Origin of the sequence: Nonomuraea africana, assembly GCF_014873535.1 — a bacterium.
GTDB classification, from domain to species: Bacteria; Actinomycetota; Actinomycetes; order Streptosporangiales; family Streptosporangiaceae; genus Nonomuraea; species Nonomuraea africana.
Genome location: NZ_JADBEF010000001.1, coordinates 1,396,146 through 1,415,928, shown reverse-complemented (window position 1 = coordinate 1,415,928; position 19,783 = coordinate 1,396,146). Strand labels below are relative to the sequence as shown.

At 72.5% G+C, this 19,783-nt stretch carries 18 protein-coding genes; 5 read left to right on the top strand and 13 right to left on the bottom strand.

Annotated features, from left to right (window positions below; all coding sequences use genetic code 11):
* Positions 1-63: 63 nt before the first annotated feature.
* On the top strand, positions 64-321 hold the full coding sequence (locus H4W81_RS06445) for a ubiquitin carboxyl-terminal hydrolase 14 (RefSeq protein ID WP_192773930.1): 258 nt from the start codon (positions 64-66) through the stop codon (positions 319-321).
* Here H4W81_RS06445 and H4W81_RS06440 read toward each other — a convergent pair.
* Both H4W81_RS06440 and H4W81_RS06435 read right to left on the bottom strand, forming a co-directional pair.
* Positions 318-1,886, bottom strand: coding sequence for a Na+/H+ antiporter (locus tag H4W81_RS06440; protein WP_192773929.1), 1,569 nt, complete (start codon positions 1,884-1,886; stop codon positions 318-320). The two genes, H4W81_RS06445 and H4W81_RS06440, sit on opposite strands and share 4 nt — an antisense overlap.
* Positions 1,887-1,972: 86 nt before the next feature.
* Positions 1,973-3,217 (bottom strand): hypothetical protein, encoded by a 1,245-nt coding sequence (locus tag H4W81_RS06435; protein ID WP_192773928.1) that lies wholly within the window; start codon positions 3,215-3,217, stop codon positions 1,973-1,975.
* A 237-nt stretch (positions 3,218-3,454) separates the two neighbouring features.
* On the opposite strand from H4W81_RS06435, the gene H4W81_RS06430 reads away from it, so the two are divergent.
* Entirely contained in the window at positions 3,455-5,452 is a 1,998-nt protein-coding gene (locus H4W81_RS06430; RefSeq protein WP_192773927.1) for an ATP-dependent DNA helicase, read from the top strand.
* Between the two features lie 84 nt (positions 5,453-5,536).
* Here H4W81_RS06430 and H4W81_RS06425 read toward each other — a convergent pair whose 3' ends face one another.
* A complete protein-coding gene (locus H4W81_RS06425) occupies positions 5,537-6,355 on the bottom strand; it encodes an MOSC domain-containing protein (protein ID WP_192773926.1) in 819 nt (272 codons plus the stop codon).
* Positions 6,356-6,461: 106 nt separating this feature from the next.
* On the opposite strand from H4W81_RS06425, the gene H4W81_RS06420 reads away from it, so the two are divergent.
* Positions 6,462-10,211 (top strand): AAA family ATPase, encoded by a 3,750-nt coding sequence (locus H4W81_RS06420; RefSeq protein ID WP_192773925.1) that lies wholly within the window; start codon positions 6,462-6,464, stop codon positions 10,209-10,211.
* Positions 10,212-10,642: 431 nt separating this feature from the next.
* Here the strand turns inward: H4W81_RS06420 and H4W81_RS06415 are convergent, their stop codons facing one another.
* The 10 genes from H4W81_RS06415 to H4W81_RS06370 form a co-directional block, all read right to left on the bottom strand.
* Positions 10,643-11,488, bottom strand: a complete 846-nt coding sequence (locus H4W81_RS06415) for an ABC transporter permease (RefSeq protein ID WP_192773924.1) — start codon at positions 11,486-11,488, stop codon at positions 10,643-10,645.
* Positions 11,485-12,459 (bottom strand): ATP-binding cassette domain-containing protein, encoded by a 975-nt coding sequence (locus H4W81_RS06410; protein ID WP_192773923.1) that lies wholly within the window; start codon positions 12,457-12,459, stop codon positions 11,485-11,487. The genes H4W81_RS06415 and H4W81_RS06410 overlap by 4 nt, the downstream gene beginning before the upstream one ends.
* 20 nt (positions 12,460-12,479) lie before the next feature.
* On the bottom strand, positions 12,480-13,055 hold the full coding sequence (locus H4W81_RS06405; RefSeq protein ID WP_192773922.1) for an NADPH-dependent FMN reductase: 576 nt from the start codon (positions 13,053-13,055) through the stop codon (positions 12,480-12,482).
* A gap of 49 nt (positions 13,056-13,104) precedes the next feature.
* A complete protein-coding gene (locus H4W81_RS06400; protein ID WP_192773921.1) occupies positions 13,105-13,869 on the bottom strand; it encodes an SGNH/GDSL hydrolase family protein in 765 nt (254 codons plus the stop codon).
* On the bottom strand, positions 13,866-14,294 hold the full coding sequence (aroQ, locus tag H4W81_RS06395) for a type II 3-dehydroquinate dehydratase (protein ID WP_192773920.1): 429 nt from the start codon (positions 14,292-14,294) through the stop codon (positions 13,866-13,868). Before aroQ ends, H4W81_RS06400 begins: the two co-directional genes overlap by 4 nt.
* Positions 14,291-15,361, bottom strand: a complete 1,071-nt coding sequence (gene aroB / locus H4W81_RS06390; RefSeq protein ID WP_192773919.1) for a 3-dehydroquinate synthase — start codon at positions 15,359-15,361, stop codon at positions 14,291-14,293. The genes aroQ and aroB overlap by 4 nt, the downstream gene beginning before the upstream one ends.
* Complete coding sequence (locus H4W81_RS06385) at positions 15,358-15,858, bottom strand: shikimate kinase (RefSeq protein ID WP_192773918.1); 501 nt, start codon at positions 15,856-15,858, stop codon at positions 15,358-15,360. Before H4W81_RS06385 ends, aroB begins: the two co-directional genes overlap by 4 nt.
* The gene (aroC, locus tag H4W81_RS06380; protein ID WP_192773917.1) at positions 15,855-17,036 is read right to left on the bottom strand and encodes a chorismate synthase; all 1,182 of its coding nucleotides are present in this window, start codon (positions 17,034-17,036) and stop codon (positions 15,855-15,857) included. Before aroC ends, H4W81_RS06385 begins: the two co-directional genes overlap by 4 nt.
* A gap of 42 nt (positions 17,037-17,078) precedes the next feature.
* Complete coding sequence (locus tag H4W81_RS06375; RefSeq protein WP_192773916.1) at positions 17,079-17,711, bottom strand: prepilin peptidase; 633 nt, start codon at positions 17,709-17,711, stop codon at positions 17,079-17,081.
* Between the two features lie 159 nt (positions 17,712-17,870).
* Positions 17,871-18,416, bottom strand: coding sequence for an SseB family protein (locus H4W81_RS06370; RefSeq protein WP_192773915.1), 546 nt, complete (start codon positions 18,414-18,416; stop codon positions 17,871-17,873).
* A gap of 54 nt (positions 18,417-18,470) precedes the next feature.
* On the opposite strand from H4W81_RS06370, the gene H4W81_RS06365 reads away from it, so the two are divergent.
* Both H4W81_RS06365 and H4W81_RS06360 read left to right on the top strand, forming a co-directional pair.
* A complete protein-coding gene (locus H4W81_RS06365) occupies positions 18,471-19,334 on the top strand; it encodes an NAD(+)/NADH kinase (protein ID WP_192773914.1) in 864 nt (287 codons plus the stop codon).
* 3 nt (positions 19,335-19,337) lie between these two features.
* A complete protein-coding gene (locus H4W81_RS06360; RefSeq protein ID WP_192773913.1) occupies positions 19,338-19,769 on the top strand; it encodes an RpiB/LacA/LacB family sugar-phosphate isomerase in 432 nt (143 codons plus the stop codon).
* The last annotated feature ends 14 nt before the right edge of the window (positions 19,770-19,783 follow it).

Sequence of the window (19,783 nt, the reverse complement as noted above, 5' to 3'; positions counted from 1 at the left end):
CCACGCGCTCGATCAAGAGGTGCGACCAAATTGGAACCATGCTCTGGTTCTAAGCTTCTTGCCATGGCAAATTGCGAGCATCTTTCCCAGGCGAATGACCCCGCGGCGCGTACGCCGGAGGGGTGCGAGGAGTGTCTGGCCTCGGGGAGCCGCTGGGTGCACCTGCGGCGCTGCCTCGCGTGCGGGCACATCGGCTGCTGCGACTCCTCGCCCAACAAGCACGCCACCGCGCACTTCCGCGAGGTGGGTCATCCCGTGATGCAGTCGTTCGAGCCGGGCGAGAACTGGCGGTGGTGCTTCGTGGACAGCAAGATGGGCTAGCGCTCGAGGATCGCCTCTTCGAAGTCGAGCTCCGCCGTCACCCGGCGGAGCACCTCGTCGTCCAGCCTGCGCTCGTCGCGCAGCCGCACGAACACCTCACGCTCGGCGACGAGCATCTCCCTGCGCAGGCGCCGGTACAGGCGGCTGGGGGTCTCCGCGCCGTCCTGGGCCGTGCCGCCGCCCAGGCGCTCCCACGCGTTGAGGCCGCGCCGCTCCGACTTCTGCCGCAGCATGTCGATGACGTCGCCGTGGAGCGCGTCGCCCGGCTCGTCGCGCAGGATCTCGTCCAGCCTGGCCAGGCCCGCCTCGACCGCGGCCTGCTGCGCGGCCGCCTCCGACAGGTTGTCCTCGTAGTGCTCGCGCTCACTCGAGACACGCAGCTTCCTGATCAGCGCAGGGAAGGTCAGCCCCTGCACCAGCAGGGTGAGGATCACGGTGCTGAAGGTCAGCAACAGCAGCAGGTCGCGCTCGGGGAAGCCGTCGGGGATGGCGAAGGCGGCGGCCAGCGAGACCACGCCGCGCATGCCCGCCCAGCCGACGATCACCACGTGCTGCCACGGCGGCTTGTCCGCGTTCTTCAGCCACAGCAGCGGCACGTACGCCGCGGGGAAGACCCACACGAACCTGGCCAGCACGGTCGCGGCGAAGACGGCCAGAACGTAGCCGGCGACCTCCCACGCGCTGCGGCCGGCCAGGCCGCCGAGCACCGGGACCAGCTGCAGGCCGATCAGCGCGAAGACGATCGACTCCAGCAGGAAGTCGGCGACCTTCCACACCGACGACAGCAGCAGGCGGGTGCCCGCCCCCGTGCGGTGCATCCGGTGGCCGAGGTAGAGGCCGACGATCACCACCGCGATCACGCCGGAGGCGTGCACCGACTCGGCGCCCAGGTAGGTGGCGAACGGAATCAGCAGCATCACGGTGTTCTCGACCAGCGCGTCGCGCGCCCGCACCACCAGCCAGCCGGACAGCACCGCGACGGCCACGCCGATCACCACGCCGCCGAGCGCGGTGTAGAAGAACTCGCCGACCCCCTCCATCAGGCTGATGCCGTGTCCGACGGCCGCGCCGATCGCGACGCGGTACACGGTCAGCGCGGTGGCGTCGTTGAACAGGCTCTCGCCGATGAGGATGGTCAGCGCCCTGCGCGGCAGGCCGAGCCGGCGCCCGACCGCGACGGCGGCCACGGCGTCGGGCGGCGCGACGATCGCGCCCAGCGCGAACGCGGCGGCCAGCGGCAGGTCGGGCAGCAGCAGGTGCACCACGCCGCCGACGACCAGCGTGGTGAACAGCACCAGGCCGATCGACAGCAGGCCGATCGCGCGCTTGTTCTCCCGCAGGCTGAGGTAGGAGCTCTCCAGCGCCGCCGAGTAGAGCAGCGGCGGCAGGAACACGTAGAGGATGAGCTCGGGCTCCAGCTTGATGGACGGCACGAACGGCGAGACCACCAGCCCGGCCAGCACCAGCAGCAGCGGCGCGGGCCAGCCCTTACGCCTGGCCACCCAGGCGACGACGATCGCCCCGCCCGCCACGAGCAGCCAATACAGGCCGGTCGACGCTTCCACGCGGTCCCCCTGCTAGGCGGCGAGCCCGGTCAGGCCCGCGCCACCATTCTCACTCGGCACGGGGACATCTTAGGCGCGCGGGCCGATCACCACTCCCGGCGCTCGGTCCTGTCGTCGTGGTGCTGCTGCTCGGGGCGCAGGCGTTCGCCGGTGACGAACATCGGGTCGTTGACGTAGGGCCGGTGCATGCTCGGGTCCTGCTGCTGCGGCTCCTGGTAAGGCGGCTGCTGGTGGGGCGGCTGCTGGTGGGGCGGCTGCGACAGGTAGGCGTCGGGGCCGAGACCGAGCGGGTCGGCGGGGTTCAGCGGCGACTGCGGGTAGGAGGGCTGCTGGCCGTACTGGTCCGGCTGCCCGTACTCCTGCCGGCCGTACTGGTCGGGCTGGCCGTACTGCTCCTGCCGGCCGTACTGCTCGGGCTGGGCGTACTGTTCCTGCCGGCCGTACGGCTCGGGCTGGGGGTAGGGCTCGGGGGCGGGCCTGCGGCCCGCGCCGGGGATGCCGTGCATGGGCGTGCCGAGACCGGCCGCGGCCGGGACGCTCTGCGCGCGCTGCGGCGGCGCGAAGGGATCTGTGTACGGCGCGGCGACCGGCTGCTGGGGCTGCGTGTAGGGGTCCTGGTGGAGCGGCGCCTGTCGCGGAGAGGACTGGTGCTGCGGCTGCGCGGCGAACGGGTCGGAAGGGGTCTGCTGGTGGGCGCCGCCCTGTCCGGGGAAGCCGAACGGGTCGGTGGACTGGGGCGCGCTCGCCGGCTGGTAGTCGGGCATCTGGTAGCCGGGCCCGCCCAGCGGGTCGGCGGCCCTGGCGGCCTGCGGCTCGGCGTGGCGCGGCCTGCCGTCGGGGCCGATCGGGGTCTCCCGCTGCTCCGGGTAGGCCGGGCTCTCCCGCTGCTCCTGATGGCCGGGGGCTTCTCGCTCCTGGTAGGTCGTGGCGACGAGTTTGTCCGGCTGTAGTGGCGCGCCCCTGGCCACGAGCACGTCGTTGGGCGAGAGCGTGGCCGTCGGCCGGTCGTCGTGCTGGGGACGCTGCGGGTCGTGCTCGAAGGGCGGCGGCCGGTGATACTGCCCGGTGCCCGGGTACTCGCCCACCTCCACGGGGGGCTGGATCACGACGGCGGGCTGCTCGCCCGTGGCCTCCGCGTAGCCGTCGTCGAGGGTGTCGAGCAGCCGCCCGACATCGTCCATCGGCATCCGGAAACTGCCGGTGCACATCTCCCCTCGCCACAGGCTGAGCACCAGGGTGCCCTCGTGCCACGTGACCCGGAGACACCGCTCCTGACCTCGGGCATCGAAGAACACTTCGCCGAACGACGGCAACGGGACAACTTCCGACATGGCAGACATACTGCTTTAACCAGCCTTTATTCGTCCACTCAACCTTCAGAAACCCTAGCGAACCGAGAGTCGCATCCCCACCTTCAACCTCACATGCCACAGCAGGAAGATCTTCATTGACCTGGCGGGTTACGTCCGCAAGTGTGCCACGGCGAATCGCGAGTGTGGCCTGGAACGCCAGGATGCGTCCGGTCAATGACTGCGCGTTCTGTCACCGCGACCGGGTAGGTTTCTGCCGTGCCGGACTCCACTCTCCCTTCAGTCGAAGAGCTCCTATCCATCGCCGTGGGCGCCCTGGGAGGGAGCGACCGGCCTGGGCAGATCACCATGGTCAGGGCCGTCCAGAAGGCCATCGACGACGAGGAGCACCTCGCCGTCCAGGCGGGCACGGGCACCGGCAAGTCGCTGGCCTACCTGGTGCCGTCGATCAGGCACGCGATGGAGTCCGACTCCCCCGTGGTGGTCTCCACCGCCACGATCGCCCTGCAGCGCCAGCTCGTCGACCGCGACCTGCCGCGCCTGGCCGAGACCCTGGGCGCGAAGCTGCCGCACGAGCCGACGTTCGCCATCCTCAAGGGGCGGCGCAACTACCTGTGCCGCTACAAGGCGAGCGCGGCCTGGCCCGAGGAGGAGCAGGACCAGCTCTTCGACCCGCGTGAGGTGAGCGCGACGGGCCGGATGGTCCAGCGCATCCAGGAGTGGGCGGAGGAGACGGTCACCGGCGACCGCGACGAGCTGGTCCCCGGTGTCAACGAGCAGGCCTGGCGGCAGTTCTCGGTGAGCGCGAAGGAGTGCCTGGGCGCCCAGCGCTGCCCGAGCGGCGCCGAGTGCTTCGCCGAGCTGGCCAAGGCGCGGGCGGGCGAGGTCGACGTGGTGGTCACCAACCACGCGCTGCTGGCGATCGACGCCATGGAGGGCATGTCGATCCTGCCCGAGCACGACGTGGTGGTCGTCGACGAGGCGCACGAGCTGGTCGACAGGGTGACCTCGGTGGTGACCGACGAGTTGTCGGAGGCGTCGGTCTCGCTGGCCGTACGGCGGGTCGGCAGGCTCATCGAGCAGCCGATCGCCGACCAGCTCCTCGAGGCGGGTGAAGATCTCAAGGCGCTGCTGGAGGCGGCCCCGCCCGGCCGCATCGACGAGCTGCCCGAGGTGCTCGGCCTCACTCTCGCCCTGGTGCGCGACAGCGCCGCCCGATGCATCACGGCGATGGGCCCGCGCGGCGCGGACAAGGACGACCCCGACAAGGCGGGGCTGCGCAAGGCGGCCTTCACCGCGCTCGACGAGGTGCACGACACGGCCGTGCGCATGCTCGAGGCCTACGGGCACGCGTCGGAGGTCGACAGGGCCGAGGTCGTGTGGCTCGACGGCAGCACCGACCGGCGGCCCGCGACCCTGCGCGTGGCGCCGCTGAGCGTGGGCGGCATGCTGCGCGACAAGCTGTTCGGCGAGCGCACCGTGGTGCTCACCTCGGCCACGCTCGCGCTGGGCGGCACCTTCGACGGCCTGGCCAAGCAGTGGGGGCTCGGCGACCCCGAGCGCTCGGGAGGAGAGGGCGACGACCGGAGGCGGGGCTGGACGGGCATCGACGTCGGCTCGCCGTTCGACCACCCGCGCGCCGGCATCCTCTACGTCGCCAAGCACCTGCCCCAGCCGGGGCGCGACGGCCTGCCCCAGGCCTACCTCGACGAGATCGCCGAGCTGATCGAGGCGGCGGGCGGGCGCACGCTGGGGCTGTTCTCCTCCATGCGCGCGGCCAAGGCCGCCACCGAGGCGCTGCGCGACCGGCTCGACGTGCCACTGCTCTGTCAGGGCGACGACTCGACGATGCTGCTGGTCAAGCAGTTCGCCGAGGACGAGTCGACGTGCCTGTTCGGCACGCTGTCGCTGTGGCAGGGCGTGGACGTGCCGGGGCCCTCGCTGCGCCTGGTGATCATCGACAGGGTGCCCTTCCCCCGGCCCGACGACCCGCTCACCTCGGCCAGGCAGCGGCACGTGGTGGCCAAGGGCGGCAACGGCTTCATGGCGGTGGCGGCCAACCACGCCGCGCTGTTGCTGGCGCAGGGTGCGGGGCGGCTGCTGCGGGCGCAGGACGACAAAGGGGTGGTGGCGGTGCTCGACCCTCGGCTGGCCACGGCGCGCTACAGCGGGTTCCTGCTGAGCTCGCTGCCACCGTTCTGGCGGACGACCGACCCGGCGGTGGTGCGCACCGCCCTGAAGCGCCTGACGGGCTGAGGGGGTTTCGCCCCCCTCGGGCCACGCGTTCCTTCGGTCCTCTCGCGTGCCCGCGCCCCCTTCGGTCCGCGCCCAGATCGCCTTTCATCCCGCGATCACGGGATCTCCCACCCGGATCTCGCCCGGACCGCGCGGGACGAGGCGGATGCCGAACCAGGTCCTGCCGTCCCACCTGCGGTGTTCGGCGAGCGTGCGCAAGGGTTCCTTGCCCCTGCGATAGGTGTCCGGGTCGATGACGGTCACCGCGCACCGGTCGCACAGCTCCGAGACGCGGAAGTCGACCGAGCCGATGCGGACCTCGCGCCAGCCGTCCTCCTCGAACGGCTCCGCGCCGTCGACGATCACGCTGGGCCTGAAGCGCAGCGGTGACAGCGGGCCGGGCGGGGTCTCGCCGCGCCGGAGGGCGCCCTGCTCGATCCACTCGTCCAGCCTGCGGGCGGCGGCCGTGGTGGTGAGCAGCAGCGGCGCGTCCCAGGCGAACGTCACCACCTCGCCGGGGAGCCCACCGTGGGCAGGGTCGATGGAGCGGCGGCCGGGATCGTCGAGCCACACCAGCCGGGCGGGGTCACCGAGCAGCGCGGTGAACCACGCGTGCGCCTCCGATGCGGCCAGCACGGCGTGGTCGAGACCGGTGAAGCCCACGCGCACGCTCGGGCCCGCCGCGGGCGGCACCTTCAGCTCGGGCATGCCCGGCGCGGACAGCAGCAGCCCGCCGTCCGGGATCTCTCTGGCCGTGACGGCGAGCAGGCGGGGGTACTCGCGGAGGCGGACGTTGTCCCCGTCGGGGCCCACCACGGCCCAGCGGCGGTCGCCCGCGAGGCCCCACGGGTGCACCCGGGCGCGGTCGACGGCCCGCCCGGTCACCGACTTGATCGGATAAATGTGGATCTCGGAGAGCAGCACGCCGCTCACTGTAGCCGCGCGAGAGAGCGCTCTCTCGGGTTTCGCCGGGCCGTACCCTGAGATCAGCACGGGTTTTGTCGGCACCAACCGCTACCTTCTGAGCACGATGCGAACTCACGACGCGGGGCCGGAGCTCATCGGCAGGGAGCACCCTGCCGCGTTGCTGCGTGCCGAGATCAGCCGCGTGACCGGCAGTCACGGCGGCCTCGTGCTGGTCACCGGCGAGGCGGGCATCGGCAAGACCACGCTCGTGACCAGCGCGGCCGAGCAGGCCAGAGAGCAGGGCGCGCTGGTGCTGAGCGGATCCTGCTGGCACTCCGACGCGGCGCCCGGCTACTGGCCGTGGGTGCAGGTCATCAGGGCGCTGCGGCGCGGCGGCGAGTGGCCCGCCGTGGAGGAGGCGGCGGGCGGGCGGCTGTCGGCGCTGCTCGGCGACGGTGCGCGGGTCGACGGGGCCGACGCCTTCGAGGTCTACGACGCCGTGACGACCGCCCTGGTGACGCTGTCGCAGACGCGTCCCGTGGTCGTGGTCCTCGACGACCTGCACTGGGCCGACGGCGCGTCGCTGAAACTGCTCGAGTTCGCCGCCCAGCACACCTGGTTCGAACGACTGCTGCTGATCGGCACCTACCGCGACGTGGAGGTCGAGCAGGGCGAGCACCCCTTGCGCCCGCTGCTGACCCCGCTGGCCGCGCGGGCCACGATGATCACGCTCACCGGCCTCGACCGCGCGCAGGTGGCCGCGCTCGTCACCCGCACGATCGGGCACGAGCCCGACGACGACGTGGTCCAGGAGATCCATCGGCGCACGGGCGGCAACCCGTTCTTCGTCGAGCAGACCGCCCGGCTGTGGCGCAGCGGCGGGTCGGTGTCGGCGATCCCGCCGGGGGTGCGCGACACGCTGTGGCGACGGCTGTCGCTGCTGCCCGCTCCCGTGGTCAGGCTCCTCACCGACGCGGCCGTGCTGGGGCGCGAGTTCCACCGCCAGGTGCTGGCCGCGGTCGCCGCCGCCCCGGCCGCGCACGTCGACCGGCTGCTCGCCCAGGCGGCGGCCGCCAGGCTCGTCGGGTCGCAGGGGGGCGGGGTGTTCTCCTTCGCTCACGACCTGGTCCGCGAGACGCTCTACGACTCCCTCGACGAGGCCGACCTGCGCGCGCGTCACGCGGCCACCGTCCACGCCCTGCGCGACCTGCCCGACGCGATGCCGGGCGAGCTGGCCCGCCACGCCTATCTCGCGGGCGAGGCCGTCGATCCCGCGCTCGCCACCGACCTCCTGGTGGCCGCGGCCAGGCAGGCCAACCAGCGGCTGGCCAGGGAGGAGGCACTGCTCCACTGGCGCAGGGCGATGGAGCTGGCGGGCTCGGGCGATCCACGGCGGCTGGTCAGGATCGGGCTGGAGTTCGGCCGCCTGCTCCACCACGGCGGCGAGTCCGACGAGTCGGCGCGGGTCTTCGACAGGGCGGTCGCCACCGTGCGGGCGCTCGACGATCCCGAGCTGCTGGCCAGGGCCGCGCTCACCCTCTTCCACACCTGCGGGCGCGAGGAGAGCGGCCGCGGCGGCGCCGCGCTCCTGCGCGAGGCGCATCACGCGCTCGTCGGCGCGCCGCCGGCCGGCGACCCGCCCACTCCCGACCGGCTCGCGCAGGACCTCGCGGTGCGCATCAGCGTGCTGGCCAGGAAGAGCGACGACGACGAGGCGCTGACGTTCGCGCTGTGGGCGCTGCACGACACGATCTGGGGTCCCGGCACGGCCAGGCAGCGGGTCGAGCTGACCGAGGAGTTGCGCGGGCTGGCCCGCCGTACGGGTGATGTCGACATGGAGCACTTCACCTCCGCGCTCCACTGGGTGGCGCTGCTCGAGCTCGGCGACCCGCGCTTCCCCGACCAGTTCCGCCACTACGTCGCGATGGGCAGGGCCAGCGACCAGCCCAACATCGGCCTGTCCACCTCGATCGACCAGAGCATCATCGACACCCTCACGGGCGACTTCGCCAGAGCCGAGGCGCTCATGGGCGAGGTCATGGAGGTGGGCGGCGGTCACGGCCACACGCACTTCGGCTACATGCTCGACCACCATCGCTGGGCGATGCTGCTGGCGCAGGGGCGCCTCTCCGAGCTGGAGGAGGTCCACGAACGGTTGCGGGCGAGCCGCCATCCGTGTCCCGGGCTGCTGGAGGCGCTGTCCGACCTGCGGCGGGGGCACGGCGATCCGGCGCTGCTGCGTGCCATGCCCGAGCCCGCGGACGACGGGGTGCGCCCGGTGTGGCTGCGGTTCCTGGCCGAGGCGGCGGGGTTCTCCCGCGACCCCGACCTGTGCGCGCAGGCTCGCGAGGCTCTGGAGCCCCATCTCGGCGAGTGGGCCGTCTCCCTCTACGGCTGGGACATCAGCGGGCCCGTCGTCCTCTGGATGGGAGTCGTGGCGGCCGCCGAGGAGCGGTGGGACGAGGCGATCGACTGCTTCACCTCGGCGGTGCGCGCGGCGGAGCTCCTGCGGGCCCGCCCGTGGTCGGTGGAGGCCCGGCTGCGGCTGGGTGCGGCGCTGACGGCCCGAGGGCGCCCCGGCGACGCGGAAACCGCGGACCGCCTCCTGACGGAGGTGGCAGCCGAGGCCGCCGACCTGGGCATTCGCGACATGACCGACCGCCTGTCCCGGATACGCCAGGAGCGCCCCGCTGCCGGCGGCGACAGGGGGACGGGGTGGCGGGAAGACCCTGAGCGCGGCCCGCGCGCCGGGGAGCCGTGGGCGGCGACCGCTGGCCCTTCGGGCGGTTCGGACGCGCGACGGTCTCCTACCACCGACGTCTCCGGCCGCACGAACCCGCCGTCGACGACACCGCCGCCAGAGGCCCATGAGCAGTGGCCGACGACCTCGCCCGGGAGCGTGGACGGTGGGCCGACGACCATGCCCGAGTTCGAGGACGCGACTCGGCGGCCGACCGTCTCTCCCGGAGGTGTGCACCGGGATTCGGGAGGAGGGCGAGGGGGCAGGCGGCCCTCTCCCCCGAACGCGCCCGGAGCGGCAGAGCCCAGCGACCTGGGCTCCAGCGCAGATCGGGCGAATGGTTCCCCGCCGGACGTCCGGGGAGATGAGGGTTTGGCTGGCTCGGGGGGTTCTGGCGACCGGACCTTTGACGCGGGCCGGACGGGTGATCCCCGGCCGGACGTCCGGGGAGACGATGGTGTGGACGGCTCGGCGGGTCGCAGCGGCCGGATCTCGGACACGGGCCGAGTGGGTGGGGCCCGGCTGAGTGTCTCCGGTGAGGGGTCACGTGGTTCCGAGGGCTCGTTGGTGGACCGGGACCGGGCCCCGGGGAACGAGTTCAGGCGGGAGGGCTCGGTGTGGTCTCTCTCGTTCGGGGGGCGGACTGTTCACATGCCCGACGCCAAGGGTCTTCGCGACCTCCACACGCTGCTGAGCAGACCGGGTGCGGAGCTGCCTGCCGTTCAGCTGCTCGCGCCCGAGGGTGGCGAGGTGGTGGTGGCCGCGCGGCGGATGGGTGGCGACCCGGTGCTGGACGAGGAGGCCAAGGCCCGCTACCATCGCCACCTGACCCGGCTGGACGAGGAGACCGAGCGGGCGCTGGAGCTGGGTGACGACCGGCGGGCGGCGGAGCTCGACAGGGAGCGTGCGGCGCTGCTGGAGGAGTTGCGGGCGGCGGCGGGGCTCGGCGGACGGGCGCGCCGACTCGGGGACGAGGCGGAACGCGCCCGCAAGACGGTCACGGCGCGGATCCGCGATGTCCTGCGCAAGCTCGATGCTCTCCATCCCGAGCTCGCCGCCCACCTCCGCGACGCCGTCTCGACGGGTACCACCTGCCGCTACCACCCGAACCCCGGCATCACCTGGCGCCTCTGAACCTCCACCCCGCGCACTCAAGGCGGGACGGGAGCTCAGGAACCACACGGAAGCGACCGCCGAATCCCGGGACCAGCGACTCTCGGACGTGGGACATCCGAATCCCGTGGAGAGCCCGCTGTCCCCGGGATCAACATCGAGTCCCGGACCGCGACGAGCGCCTGAGTGCCATCAGCGGGGCGGGAGGTCGTCGTTTCCCCGGAGACCGGCGCGCCCGCAGGTGCCGGAACAGCGGCATCAGGAGGGCGAGAGGGCCCATCGAGCAGGGCGTTGGCGAAGAGGGACGTGTCGATCATGACCACGGGCACGCTGCGACCGGCAAGCGCGGTGGATGCCCCCGGAAAGCCGGAAGCGCCGGAATGCCGGAGGCGCCCGGAAGACCGGATGCGCCCGGCGGCCCTGGGTATCCAGGACCGCCGGGCGGTGTGCAGTTACTTGCGGTTGTACTGGCGCATGGTCAGCGAGCCGAAGACCGCGATGAGGGCGAGGCTTGCGACCAGGACCCAGCCGAGTTCGGTGACGTTCGGCTGGCCCCCCATCAGCGAGCGGACCGAGGCGACCAGGTGGCTGATCGGGTTGATGTCCACCACGAAGACCTGCAGCCACCCCGGCATGGTGCTCGGGTCGACGAAGACGTTGCTGAGGAAGGTGAGCGGGAAGAGCACCATCATGCTCCACCCCATCACCGCCTTCTCGCTGCGCAGGATCAGGCCGAGCATGGTCCACAGCCAGGAGAAGGCGAAGGAGAAGCCGACCAGCACCGCGATGCCCGCCGCCGCCCCCGCGACGCCGCCCGCCGGACGGAAGCCGAGGATCAGGCCCACCAGCAGGATCACGACCGAGGCCAGCACATAGCGGAGCATGTCGCCCAGCAGGTAGCCGACCATGGGCGCGGGCCGCCAGATGGGCAGCGTGCGGAAGCGGTCGAACACGCCGCGCTCGATGTCCTTGTTGACCTCGACGCCGGTGTACATGGTGATCATCACGACGCTCTGGACCATGATGCCGGGCAGCACGAACTGCAGGTACTGTCCGGGCGAGCCGGCCAGCGCGCCGCCGAACAGGAAGGTGAACATCAACGTCATCATGATCGGGAACGCGGTGACGTCGAAGAGCTGCTCGGGCACGTGTTTGATCTTCAGCATCGCCCGCCAGCCGAAGGTGACAGACGCCGACAGCGCGCTCGGGCGCGGCGGGCGGGCGGCGGGGGCGAGGACGGTGCCGAGGGTCTCGGCCACCGGCACGTAGGCGGCGGTGGTGGAGGTGTCCGTGCTCATGCCGCGATCTCCTTCTCGGTTGCGGGGTGGTCGGTGAGGGCGAGGAAGACCTCGTCGAGGCTGGGCTGGCCGAGGGAGAAGTCGTCGACGACGATGCCCGACCTGGCCAGCTCGGTCAGGGCGAGGGCGGACTGCTCGGCGGCGGCGGCGCCGTCGGCGGAGAGGCGGGCGGTCAGCGCGACCGGGTCGGCCTCCAGGTAGACGGGCGCGTCGAGCGCCTTGGCCAGCAGCCGCTCGGCCTCGGGGCGCTGGCCGGCGTCGCGCAGCCGTACGTGGACGGCGCCCGCGCCGACGGAGGACTTCAGCTCGCCCGGGGTGCCCTCGGCGATGACCCTGCCCTGGTCGATGACGGCGATACGGCTGGCCAGGCGGTCGGCCTCCTCGAGGTACTGGGTGGTCAGCAGCACGGTGGTGCCGTGGGCGACGACGATGCGGATGATGTCCCAGACCTGGTTGCGGCTGCGCGGGTCGAGCCCGGTGGTGGGCTCGTCGAGGAAGAGCAGGTCGGGGGTGTTGAGGATGCTGGCGGCGATGTCGAGCCTGCGCCGCATGCCGCCCGAGTACGTCTTGACCAGGCGGCCCCCCGCGGCGGTGAGGCCGAACGCCTCCAGCAGTTGTGCGGCCCGCTCCCTGGCGGCGGGCTTGCGGTGGCCGAGCAGCCGCGAGAGCAGGACGAGGTTCTCCATGCCGGTGAGGTCCTCGTCGACCGAGGCGTACTGCCCGGTCAGGCTCACCCTGCTGCGCACGGCGTCGGCCTCGCGGATGATGTCGTGGCCGAACACCCGGCCCTCGCCGCCGTCGGGACGCAGGAGGGTGGCCAGCATCCTGACGGCGGTGGTCTTGCCGGCGCCGTTGGGACCGAGCACGCCGTAGACCACGCCGGCGGGGACGGTCAGGTCGAGGCCGTCGACGGCGCGGGTGTCGCCGAAGGTTTTGATCAAGCCTTTTGTCTCAATTGCAAGGTCTGTCATGATTTCCTCTTCTGTCATGGTCAGGAGGCGAAGGGCCGGGCGGCGCGGGCGGCCCGAAGCGCGAGGCCCCACCACAGGAGCTGGTCGAGCATGGTGGTCACGGCCAGCGAGCGTTCGTCGGTGTCGTACGGCGTGCCGCCGTCGTCGACTCCCCCGCCGAGCAGATCGATGCCCACACCGTCACGCACGGTGACCGCGTGCAGCCCGGCGAAGACGGTGCGGAGTTGCTCGATCGCGTAGATGCCGTCGGAGCCGCACCCGTAGGACACGAAACCGACCGGTTTGGCCTGCCACTCGTCGTAGGCGAAGTCGATCGCCTGTTTGAGCGAGGCGGGAAAGCTGCGGTTGTACTCGGGCGTGACGACGGCGAACGCCTCGGCCCCCGCGACCGCACTGGTGAAGGCGCGCATCGCGGGCGTGGCCACGGCGGGGAAACCGCAGGGAAAGGCGTAGTCGGCCAGGTCGAGTACCGAGACCGCGAGATCGTCGCGGAGCTCGGCACGGGCGGCGAACCACCGGCCGATGCTCTCGCCGACCCTGCCCTCGCGTGTGCTGCCGATGATCACGGCCATCCGCAGCGGGCCCGTAGGCGTCATCCCGCACCTCCTCTCACCAAGGAGGCGCTAGATCGTCGCTAGATCGGATCTAGCGGAGTTCCCACGGCGCGAGGTCGGGCCGCTTGGGGTCGAGCCCGTCGCCCGAGGAGGTGCCGCGCAGGCGCCGGTTGACCCACGGCACCAGGAACTCCCTCACCCAGCGGGCGTCCTCGCGCCGCTTCACCCTGGGGTCGACCGAGCGCGCGGGCCAGTCCTTGCGCCAGGAGTCGTCGCAGGGCACCTCCAGCACGTCGAGCACGCGGGCGGCGACCAGGCGGTGGCCCTCCTCGTTCATGTGGAGGCGGTCGTCGCTCCACGCCCGCCAGTCGCGGATGGCCTGCATCGACCACTGGTCGACGACGTGGCAGCCGTACAGGTCGGCGATGGAGCGCAGGTGCAGGTAGAAGATGGCGAACTTGCCGCGCATGCGCCGCATCAGCGGCGTGTCGCGCGGGTCGACGCCGGTGAACAGCAGCACCTCCGCGCCGGTCGCCCGCAGCTGTCGTACGGCGCCCGCCAGCTTCTTGGCCATCTGGTCGGGATCGCTGCCCGGCCTGAGCAGGTCGTTGCCGCCGGCGCAGAAGCTGACCAGGTCAGGCCGCATCGCGACGGCCGCGGGGACCTGCTCGGCCACGATCTGGTCGATGAGCTTGCCGCGCACGGCCAGGTTCGCGTACTGGAAGGAGGGCTCCCTCGACGCCAGCACCTCGGCGACCCTGTCGGCCCAGCCGCGGTAGTGGCCGTCGGCGCCGGGGTCGTTGAGTCCTTCGGTGAAGCTGTCGCCCAGCGCGACGAACGAACGGTAGTGCGTCATTTGATCAGGTCGGCCATCGCTCGCAGGGCCAGCACGTAGGACTGCAGGCCGAAGCCCGCGATCGTGCCGGTCGCGACGGCGGCCACGACCGAGGTGTGGCGGAACTCCTCGCGCGCGGCCGGGTTGGAGATGTGCACCTCGATCAGCGGCGCGGTGCGCTGGGCGAGGGCGTCGCGCAGGGCGTAGGAGTAGTGCGTGAACGCGGCCGGGTTGAGCACGACGGGGATCTTGCCGTCGGCCGCCTCGTGAACCCAGCCGACCAGCTCGGCCTCGTCGTCGGTCTGCCGCACCTCGACCTTCAGGCCCAGCTCGCGCCCGGTGGCCTCGCACAGCGCGCGCAGGTCGTCGAAGGTCTCGGCGCCGTAGACGTCGGGCTCGCGGGTGCCGAGGCGCGACAGGTTGGGGCCGTTGAGCACGTAGATCATCGCGCCACCTCGCGGTAGGCGGCCTCCAGCAGCTCCTCGGGGGGATCCTCGAGACGCCCCGGCTTGGCCAGGCCGTCGAGGACGACGAAGCGCTGCTTGGCGCCGCGGTTCTTCTTGTCGAGCCGCATGTGGTCGCGCAGTTCGGGCCAGGCGTCCCTGCGGTAGGCGGTGGGCAGGCCCACCGACGTGAGGATGGAGCGGGTGCGCTCGACCAGATCGGCCCGGCCCGCCAGCTTCGACAGCTCGGCGGCGTAGACCATGCCGATCGAGACGGCCTCGCCGTGCCTGATCTGGTAGTGCTCGGCCCGCTCGATGGCGTGAGCCAGGGTGTGGCCGTAGTTGAGGATCTCGCGCAGGCCCGCCTCGCGCAGGTCGGCGCCGACCACGTCGGCCTTGACCTGGATCTTGCGCTCGATGAGCGCGCGGGTGTGCTCGCCCTCCGGCCTGGTCGCGGCCGCGGGATCGTCCTCGATGAGCATGAGGATGGTCGGGTCGGCGATGAAGCCGCCCTTGATGATCTCGGCGAGCCCGGCGACGTAGTCGGCGCGCGGCATCGAGGGCAGCGTGGCCAGGTCGCAGAGCACGCCCGCGGGCGGCAGGAAGGTGCCGACGAGGTTCTTGCCCTCGGGGGTGTCGATGCCGTTCTTGCCGCCCACCGCGGCGTCGACCATCGCCAGCAGCGTGGTGGGCACCATGACGACCTTGACGCCGCGCAGCCAGGTGGCGGCGACGAAGCCCGCCAGGTCGGTGGTGGCGCCGCCGCCCACGCCGACGACGGCGTCGGAGCGGCTGATGCCGTACCGGCCGAAAGCCGACCACAGCTGGGCGGCGACCTCGACCGACTTGGCCGCCTCGCCGTCGGGGACCGGCAGGGAGACGACGTCGTAGCCCGCCTCCTCCAGCGCCCCGCACACCGGGCGCGAGATCTCGGGCAGCGTGGCGGGATGGACGACGGCGACCGTGCGGACGCCCTCGCCCAGCAGGCCGGGCAGCTCGCCGAGCACGCCGGTGCCGACGACGACGTCGTAGGGGCTGTCGCCGTGCACGGTGATGCGGGTGGCGCTCATGCGGGCAGCCCCTTCACGATCTCGTCCACGAGCTCCTCGGGGTCGCGCTTGTCGGTGACCACCCGCAGGACGGCCAGCCGCTCGTAGATCGGGCGGCGCTCGTCCATGAGCTTCTTCAGCCGGCTGCGCGGGTTGAGCACCAGCAGCGGGCGGGCAGAGCCGAGGCCGACCCGCTGGACGGCGTCGGCCAGCCCGACCTCGAGGTAGACCACGGGGTGGCCGTCGAGCAGCTCCTGGGTCTTCTCGTGCAGGATCGCGCCGCCACCGAGGGACAGCACGCCGTCGTGCTCGGCCAGCGCCACGCGGACGGCCTCGTGCTCCAGCTCGCGGAAGCGCTCCTCGCCGTCCTCGATGAAGATCTCGCTCACGGCCTTGCCCGCGACCGCCTCGACGTCGGCGTCGGTGTCGCGGAAGGTGAGGCCGAGCCGCTGCGCCAGCAGGCGGCCGAGCGTCGTCTTGCCGGACCCTGGCGGGCCGATCAGCACGACCTTGGTCATTTGATCACCATCGAGGAGAGGTAGCCGGACAGGTTGCGGGCGACTTCCTCGACGGAGTCGCCACCGAACTTCTCGAGGGCCGCGTCGGCCAGCACCAGGGCGACCATCGCCTCGGCGACGATGCCCGCGGCCGGGACAGCGCACACGTCGGAGCGCTCGTGGTGCGCCTTGGCGGCCTCGCCGGTCTTGACGTCGATCGTGGCCAGGGCCCGCGGAACGGTCGAGATCGGCTTCATCGCGGCGCTGACGCGCAGGACCTCGCCGTTGGTCATGCCGCCCTCGACGCCGCCCGCGCGGTTGGTGACGCGCCTGACGCCGTCGTCGGTGGTGTACTCGATCTCGTCGTGGGCCCGCGAGCCCGGCCTGCGCGCGGTCTCGAAGCCGTCGCCGACCGCGACGCCCTTGATGGCCTGGATGCCCATGAGGGCGGCGGCCAGGCGAGAGTCGAGGCGGCGGTCCCAGTGGGTGTAGCTGCCGAGGCCCGGCGGCAGGCCGTAGGCCAGGACCTCGACGACGCCGCCGAGGGTGTCGCCGTCCTTGTGGGCCTTGTCGATCTCGGCGATCATCGCGGCGCTGCCCTCGGGGTCGGCGCAGCGGACGGGGTCGGCGTCGATCGCGTCGAGGTCGGCCGGCACGGGGAAGACGTTGCCAGGCGACTGGGCGGCGCCGATGGACACCACGTGGCTGAAGATCTCGACGCCGAGGGCCTGCTTGAGGAAGCGCTTGGCGACCTCGCCGAGCGCGACGCGGGCGGCGGTCTCGCGGGCCGAGGCGCGGTCGAGGACGGGACGGGCGTCGTCGAAGCCGTATTTCTGCATGCCGGCCAGGTCGGCGTGGCCGGGGCGGGGGCGCGAGCGCGGGGCGTTGCGCGCCATGCCCTCCAGCTCGGCGGGGTCGACCGGGTCGGCCGCCATGACCTTCTCCCACTTGGGCCACTCGGTGTTGCCGACGCGGATGGCGACGGGGCTGCCGAGGGTGCGGCCGTGGCGCAGGCCGCCGACGATGGAGACCTTGTCCTCCTCGAACTTCATCCGCGCGCCGCGGCCGTAGCCGAGGCGGCGACGGCGCAGCGCCTCGTCGATCGCGGCCGTGGTCACCTCCACGCCGGCGGGCAGGCCCTCCAGGATGGCGACGAGTTCGGGGCCGTGGGACTCTCCGGCGGTCAACCAACGCAACATGCTCCAAGTCTTCCATGAGCGAAGCGATGAGATGGACAGCGCTCACCAGGCGAGACAGAGCGCCCCCGCGATCATGAAGGGCCCGAACGGGAACTCCGCCGATCTGTCCGCCTTTCTCATGACCAGGAGGGTGATCGCGTAGAGGGCGCCGAGCAGCTGTCCGGCCAGTGCCGCGGCGACCCAGGCGTTCCAGCCGACCGCGCCCGCGGCCATGCCGATCAGCCCCGCCAGCTTGACGTCGCCCAGCCCCATGGCCGTCGGCCTGACGAACCACAGCACGCCGTACAGGACCAGCAGCGCGGCCCCGCCGAGCAGCGCGTCGGTGAGGCGGCCGGTGGGGAGCAGCAGGAGGGCGAGGATCGGATACGACGGCAGGGTGATCACGTCGGGCAGCCGGCTGGTGCGCCAGTCGATGACGGCGAGCGCGGTGCCCGCGGCGGCGGCGTACAGCAGCGCGGGCAGGTAGGCCGGCGCCATCCGCCAGGCGAGCAGCGCGAAGACGGCCGCGGTCACCAGCTCGATCACCGGCCTGCCACCGGGGCGCGCCCTGCGCGGCAGGCCGGTGAACGCCCGCCTGGCCTCGGCGCGGGTGTCTGCGGGGTCGGGCTCGAACCCGGCTGCCAGCGCGCGCACCAGGACCCCCACGACGAACCCCGCCAGCGCCGCCCAGACCATCCCGCCATCCTCCCCGCGCTGCGGGGTCTCTGTCAGGGCTTTCCGTACGGCTCCCGCCGCCAACGGCCACCGCGGTCACCGGCGGGCGTCCCTCCATCACGCCGCTCCAGCGGCGACGGTGACCCGCCGTGACGTCAGGCCTCTTTCGCGATCGGGTGGTCAGCGCCGACGCGACCAGGGGAAACGACGCCGCTTCGGCTCCGGGCTCGCGGCGAAGCGCGCCACGGTGACCGACGGGCCGACCTGGTCGAGCGTGCCGGACTCGACCGCGGCCATCGCCTCCAGCACGCCGCCCTCGATGACGAACGGCACCGGCCCCGCCACGTCCACCACCACGGCCGCGGCGCCCTCGTGCACGGCGGCCTGGCAGACCTGGAGCGTGGTCGCCTGGATGGGCCGCGCGTCGGCGCGCCACCTGGTGAGCGCCTCGACCCCGGTGAAGGCGATCACCGCCTCCCTGCCGTCCTTGCCGACGAGCTTGGGGAGCGCCATCTCGCTCTCCTTCTCCTGCCTGAGCCCGTGCTCGCCCACCTCGGACTCGGTCAGCAGCGCCACGACGGGCACCAGCAACCTGGACGCGCTCAGCGCCGACAGGACGGCGGTGGCGTCGGCCGTACCGGAGGAGTAGGCGGTCAGCGCGGCGGCGACGGCGTCGTCGGCGCTCCCGTCGTCACCTGGGACAAGGGGCTGCGGAATGCTCGGCACAACGCCCGAGACTACCCGCGGCCGGCCCGCGCCCGCGTCAGTAGAGTGGGCGGCATGGGCATGATCGGAACCGTTGGGCTGGTGCTGCATCCGCGGCGTGACTCCGAGACCGCGATCGAGACGATCGTCTCGTGGGCCACCGCCAGGGGCGTGACGGTGCTCGGCCTGCCCGACGAGGTGGACCGCATCCACTGCAGCGCGGTCGCGGTCGAGCCCGAGGTCCTGTGCGAGCGCTCCGACCTGCTCGTCAGCCTCGGCGGCGACGGCACGATGCTGCGCACCATGCGGCTCATCGCCGGGCTCAAGACGCCGGTTCTCGGCGTGAACCTGGGCAGGCTCGGCTTCCTCGCCGAGATCGACGTGGACGAGCTGCCCAAGGCGCTGTCGGCCATCGACGAGCACCGCTACACCGTGGAACCGCGCATGGCGGTGCGGACGGTGTTGCGCGACGGCCAGGAGGTGACCGCGTTCAACGACATCGCCCTGGTGCGGGTGCCGGGCGACGGGATCGCCGCCGTGGCGGTGGCCGTCCAGGGGCATCCGTTCGTGCGCTACGCCGCCGACGCGGTCATCATGGCGACCTCGACCGGCTCCACCGCCTACAGCTTCTCGGCGGGAGGCCCGATCGTCTCGCCGCTGGTCGAGGGGTTCCTGGTGGTGCCCGCGGCGGCGCACTCGACGTTCAGCAGGGCGGTGATGCTCTCGGCCGACGAGGAGGTCACGCTGGAGCTGCTGCCCACCAGCGGCTCGCTGGCCGTCGAGGTGGACGGCGCGGTGGTGGGCACGCTGGCCCCCGGCGACCGCGTGAACGTGACCGCCGTGCTCGGCGCCGCGTGGGTGGTACGGCTGGGCACGACGACCTTCTACGAGCGTGCCCGCCGCAAGCTGCGGGTGAACGGCAGCGCGGAGGTGGACTGAGCCATGCGGATCGCGGTGGCGGCCGACAGCCTCGACGGGGTGGCCGCGACGGTCGTGACGGAGCTGCGCGAGCGCGGTCACGAGGTGATCGCGCACGGCGCGCTGAACGACTCCGAGCGCGACGACTGGGCGTGGGCCTCGGCCGCGGCGGCGCGCGACGTGGCCGAGGGCAGGGCCGAGCAGGCGGTGGTGTGCTGCTGGACCGGCACGGGCGCGGCCATCGCGGCCAACAAGGTGCGGGGGGTGCGCGCCGCGCTGTGCGCCGACGGCTACACCGCGGACGGCGCGCGCAGGTGGAACGACGCGAACGTGCTGGCGCTGAGCCTGCGCGTGGTCTCCGAGCCGCTGCTGAAGGAGATCCTCGACGCGTGGTTCGCCGGCACGGCCAGCACGGACCCCGCCGACGTGGCCAACGTGGCGCACCTGGAGGCGTGACGGCGCCCGTGCGT

Coding starts and splice junctions, on each gene's coding strand:
- H4W81_RS06445 (WP_192773930.1), top strand. CDS start 64: ATGGCAAATTGCGAGCATCTTTCCCAGGCGAATGACCCCGCGGCGCGT.
- H4W81_RS06435 (WP_192773928.1), bottom strand. CDS start 3,217: ATGTCGGAAGTTGTCCCGTTGCCGTCGTTCGGCGAAGTGTTCTTCGAT.
- H4W81_RS06420 (WP_192773925.1), top strand. CDS start 6,462: ATGCGAACTCACGACGCGGGGCCGGAGCTCATCGGCAGGGAGCACCCT.
- H4W81_RS06415 (WP_192773924.1), bottom strand. CDS start 11,488: ATGAGCACGGACACCTCCACCACCGCCGCCTACGTGCCGGTGGCCGAG.
- H4W81_RS06410 (WP_192773923.1), bottom strand. CDS start 12,459: ATGACAGACCTTGCAATTGAGACAAAAGGCTTGATCAAAACCTTCGGC.
- H4W81_RS06405 (WP_192773922.1), bottom strand. CDS start 13,055: ATGACGCCTACGGGCCCGCTGCGGATGGCCGTGATCATCGGCAGCACA.
- H4W81_RS06400 (WP_192773921.1), bottom strand. CDS start 13,869: ATGACGCACTACCGTTCGTTCGTCGCGCTGGGCGACAGCTTCACCGAA.
- aroQ (WP_192773920.1), bottom strand. CDS start 14,294: ATGATCTACGTGCTCAACGGCCCCAACCTGTCGCGCCTCGGCACCCGC.
- aroB (WP_192773919.1), bottom strand. CDS start 15,361: ATGAGCGCCACCCGCATCACCGTGCACGGCGACAGCCCCTACGACGTC.
- H4W81_RS06385 (WP_192773918.1), bottom strand. CDS start 15,858: ATGACCAAGGTCGTGCTGATCGGCCCGCCAGGGTCCGGCAAGACGACG.
- aroC (WP_192773917.1), bottom strand. CDS start 17,036: ATGTTGCGTTGGTTGACCGCCGGAGAGTCCCACGGCCCCGAACTCGTC.
- H4W81_RS06375 (WP_192773916.1), bottom strand. CDS start 17,711: ATGGTCTGGGCGGCGCTGGCGGGGTTCGTCGTGGGGGTCCTGGTGCGC.
- H4W81_RS06365 (WP_192773914.1), top strand. CDS start 18,471: ATGGGCATGATCGGAACCGTTGGGCTGGTGCTGCATCCGCGGCGTGAC.
- H4W81_RS06360 (WP_192773913.1), top strand. CDS start 19,338: ATGCGGATCGCGGTGGCGGCCGACAGCCTCGACGGGGTGGCCGCGACG.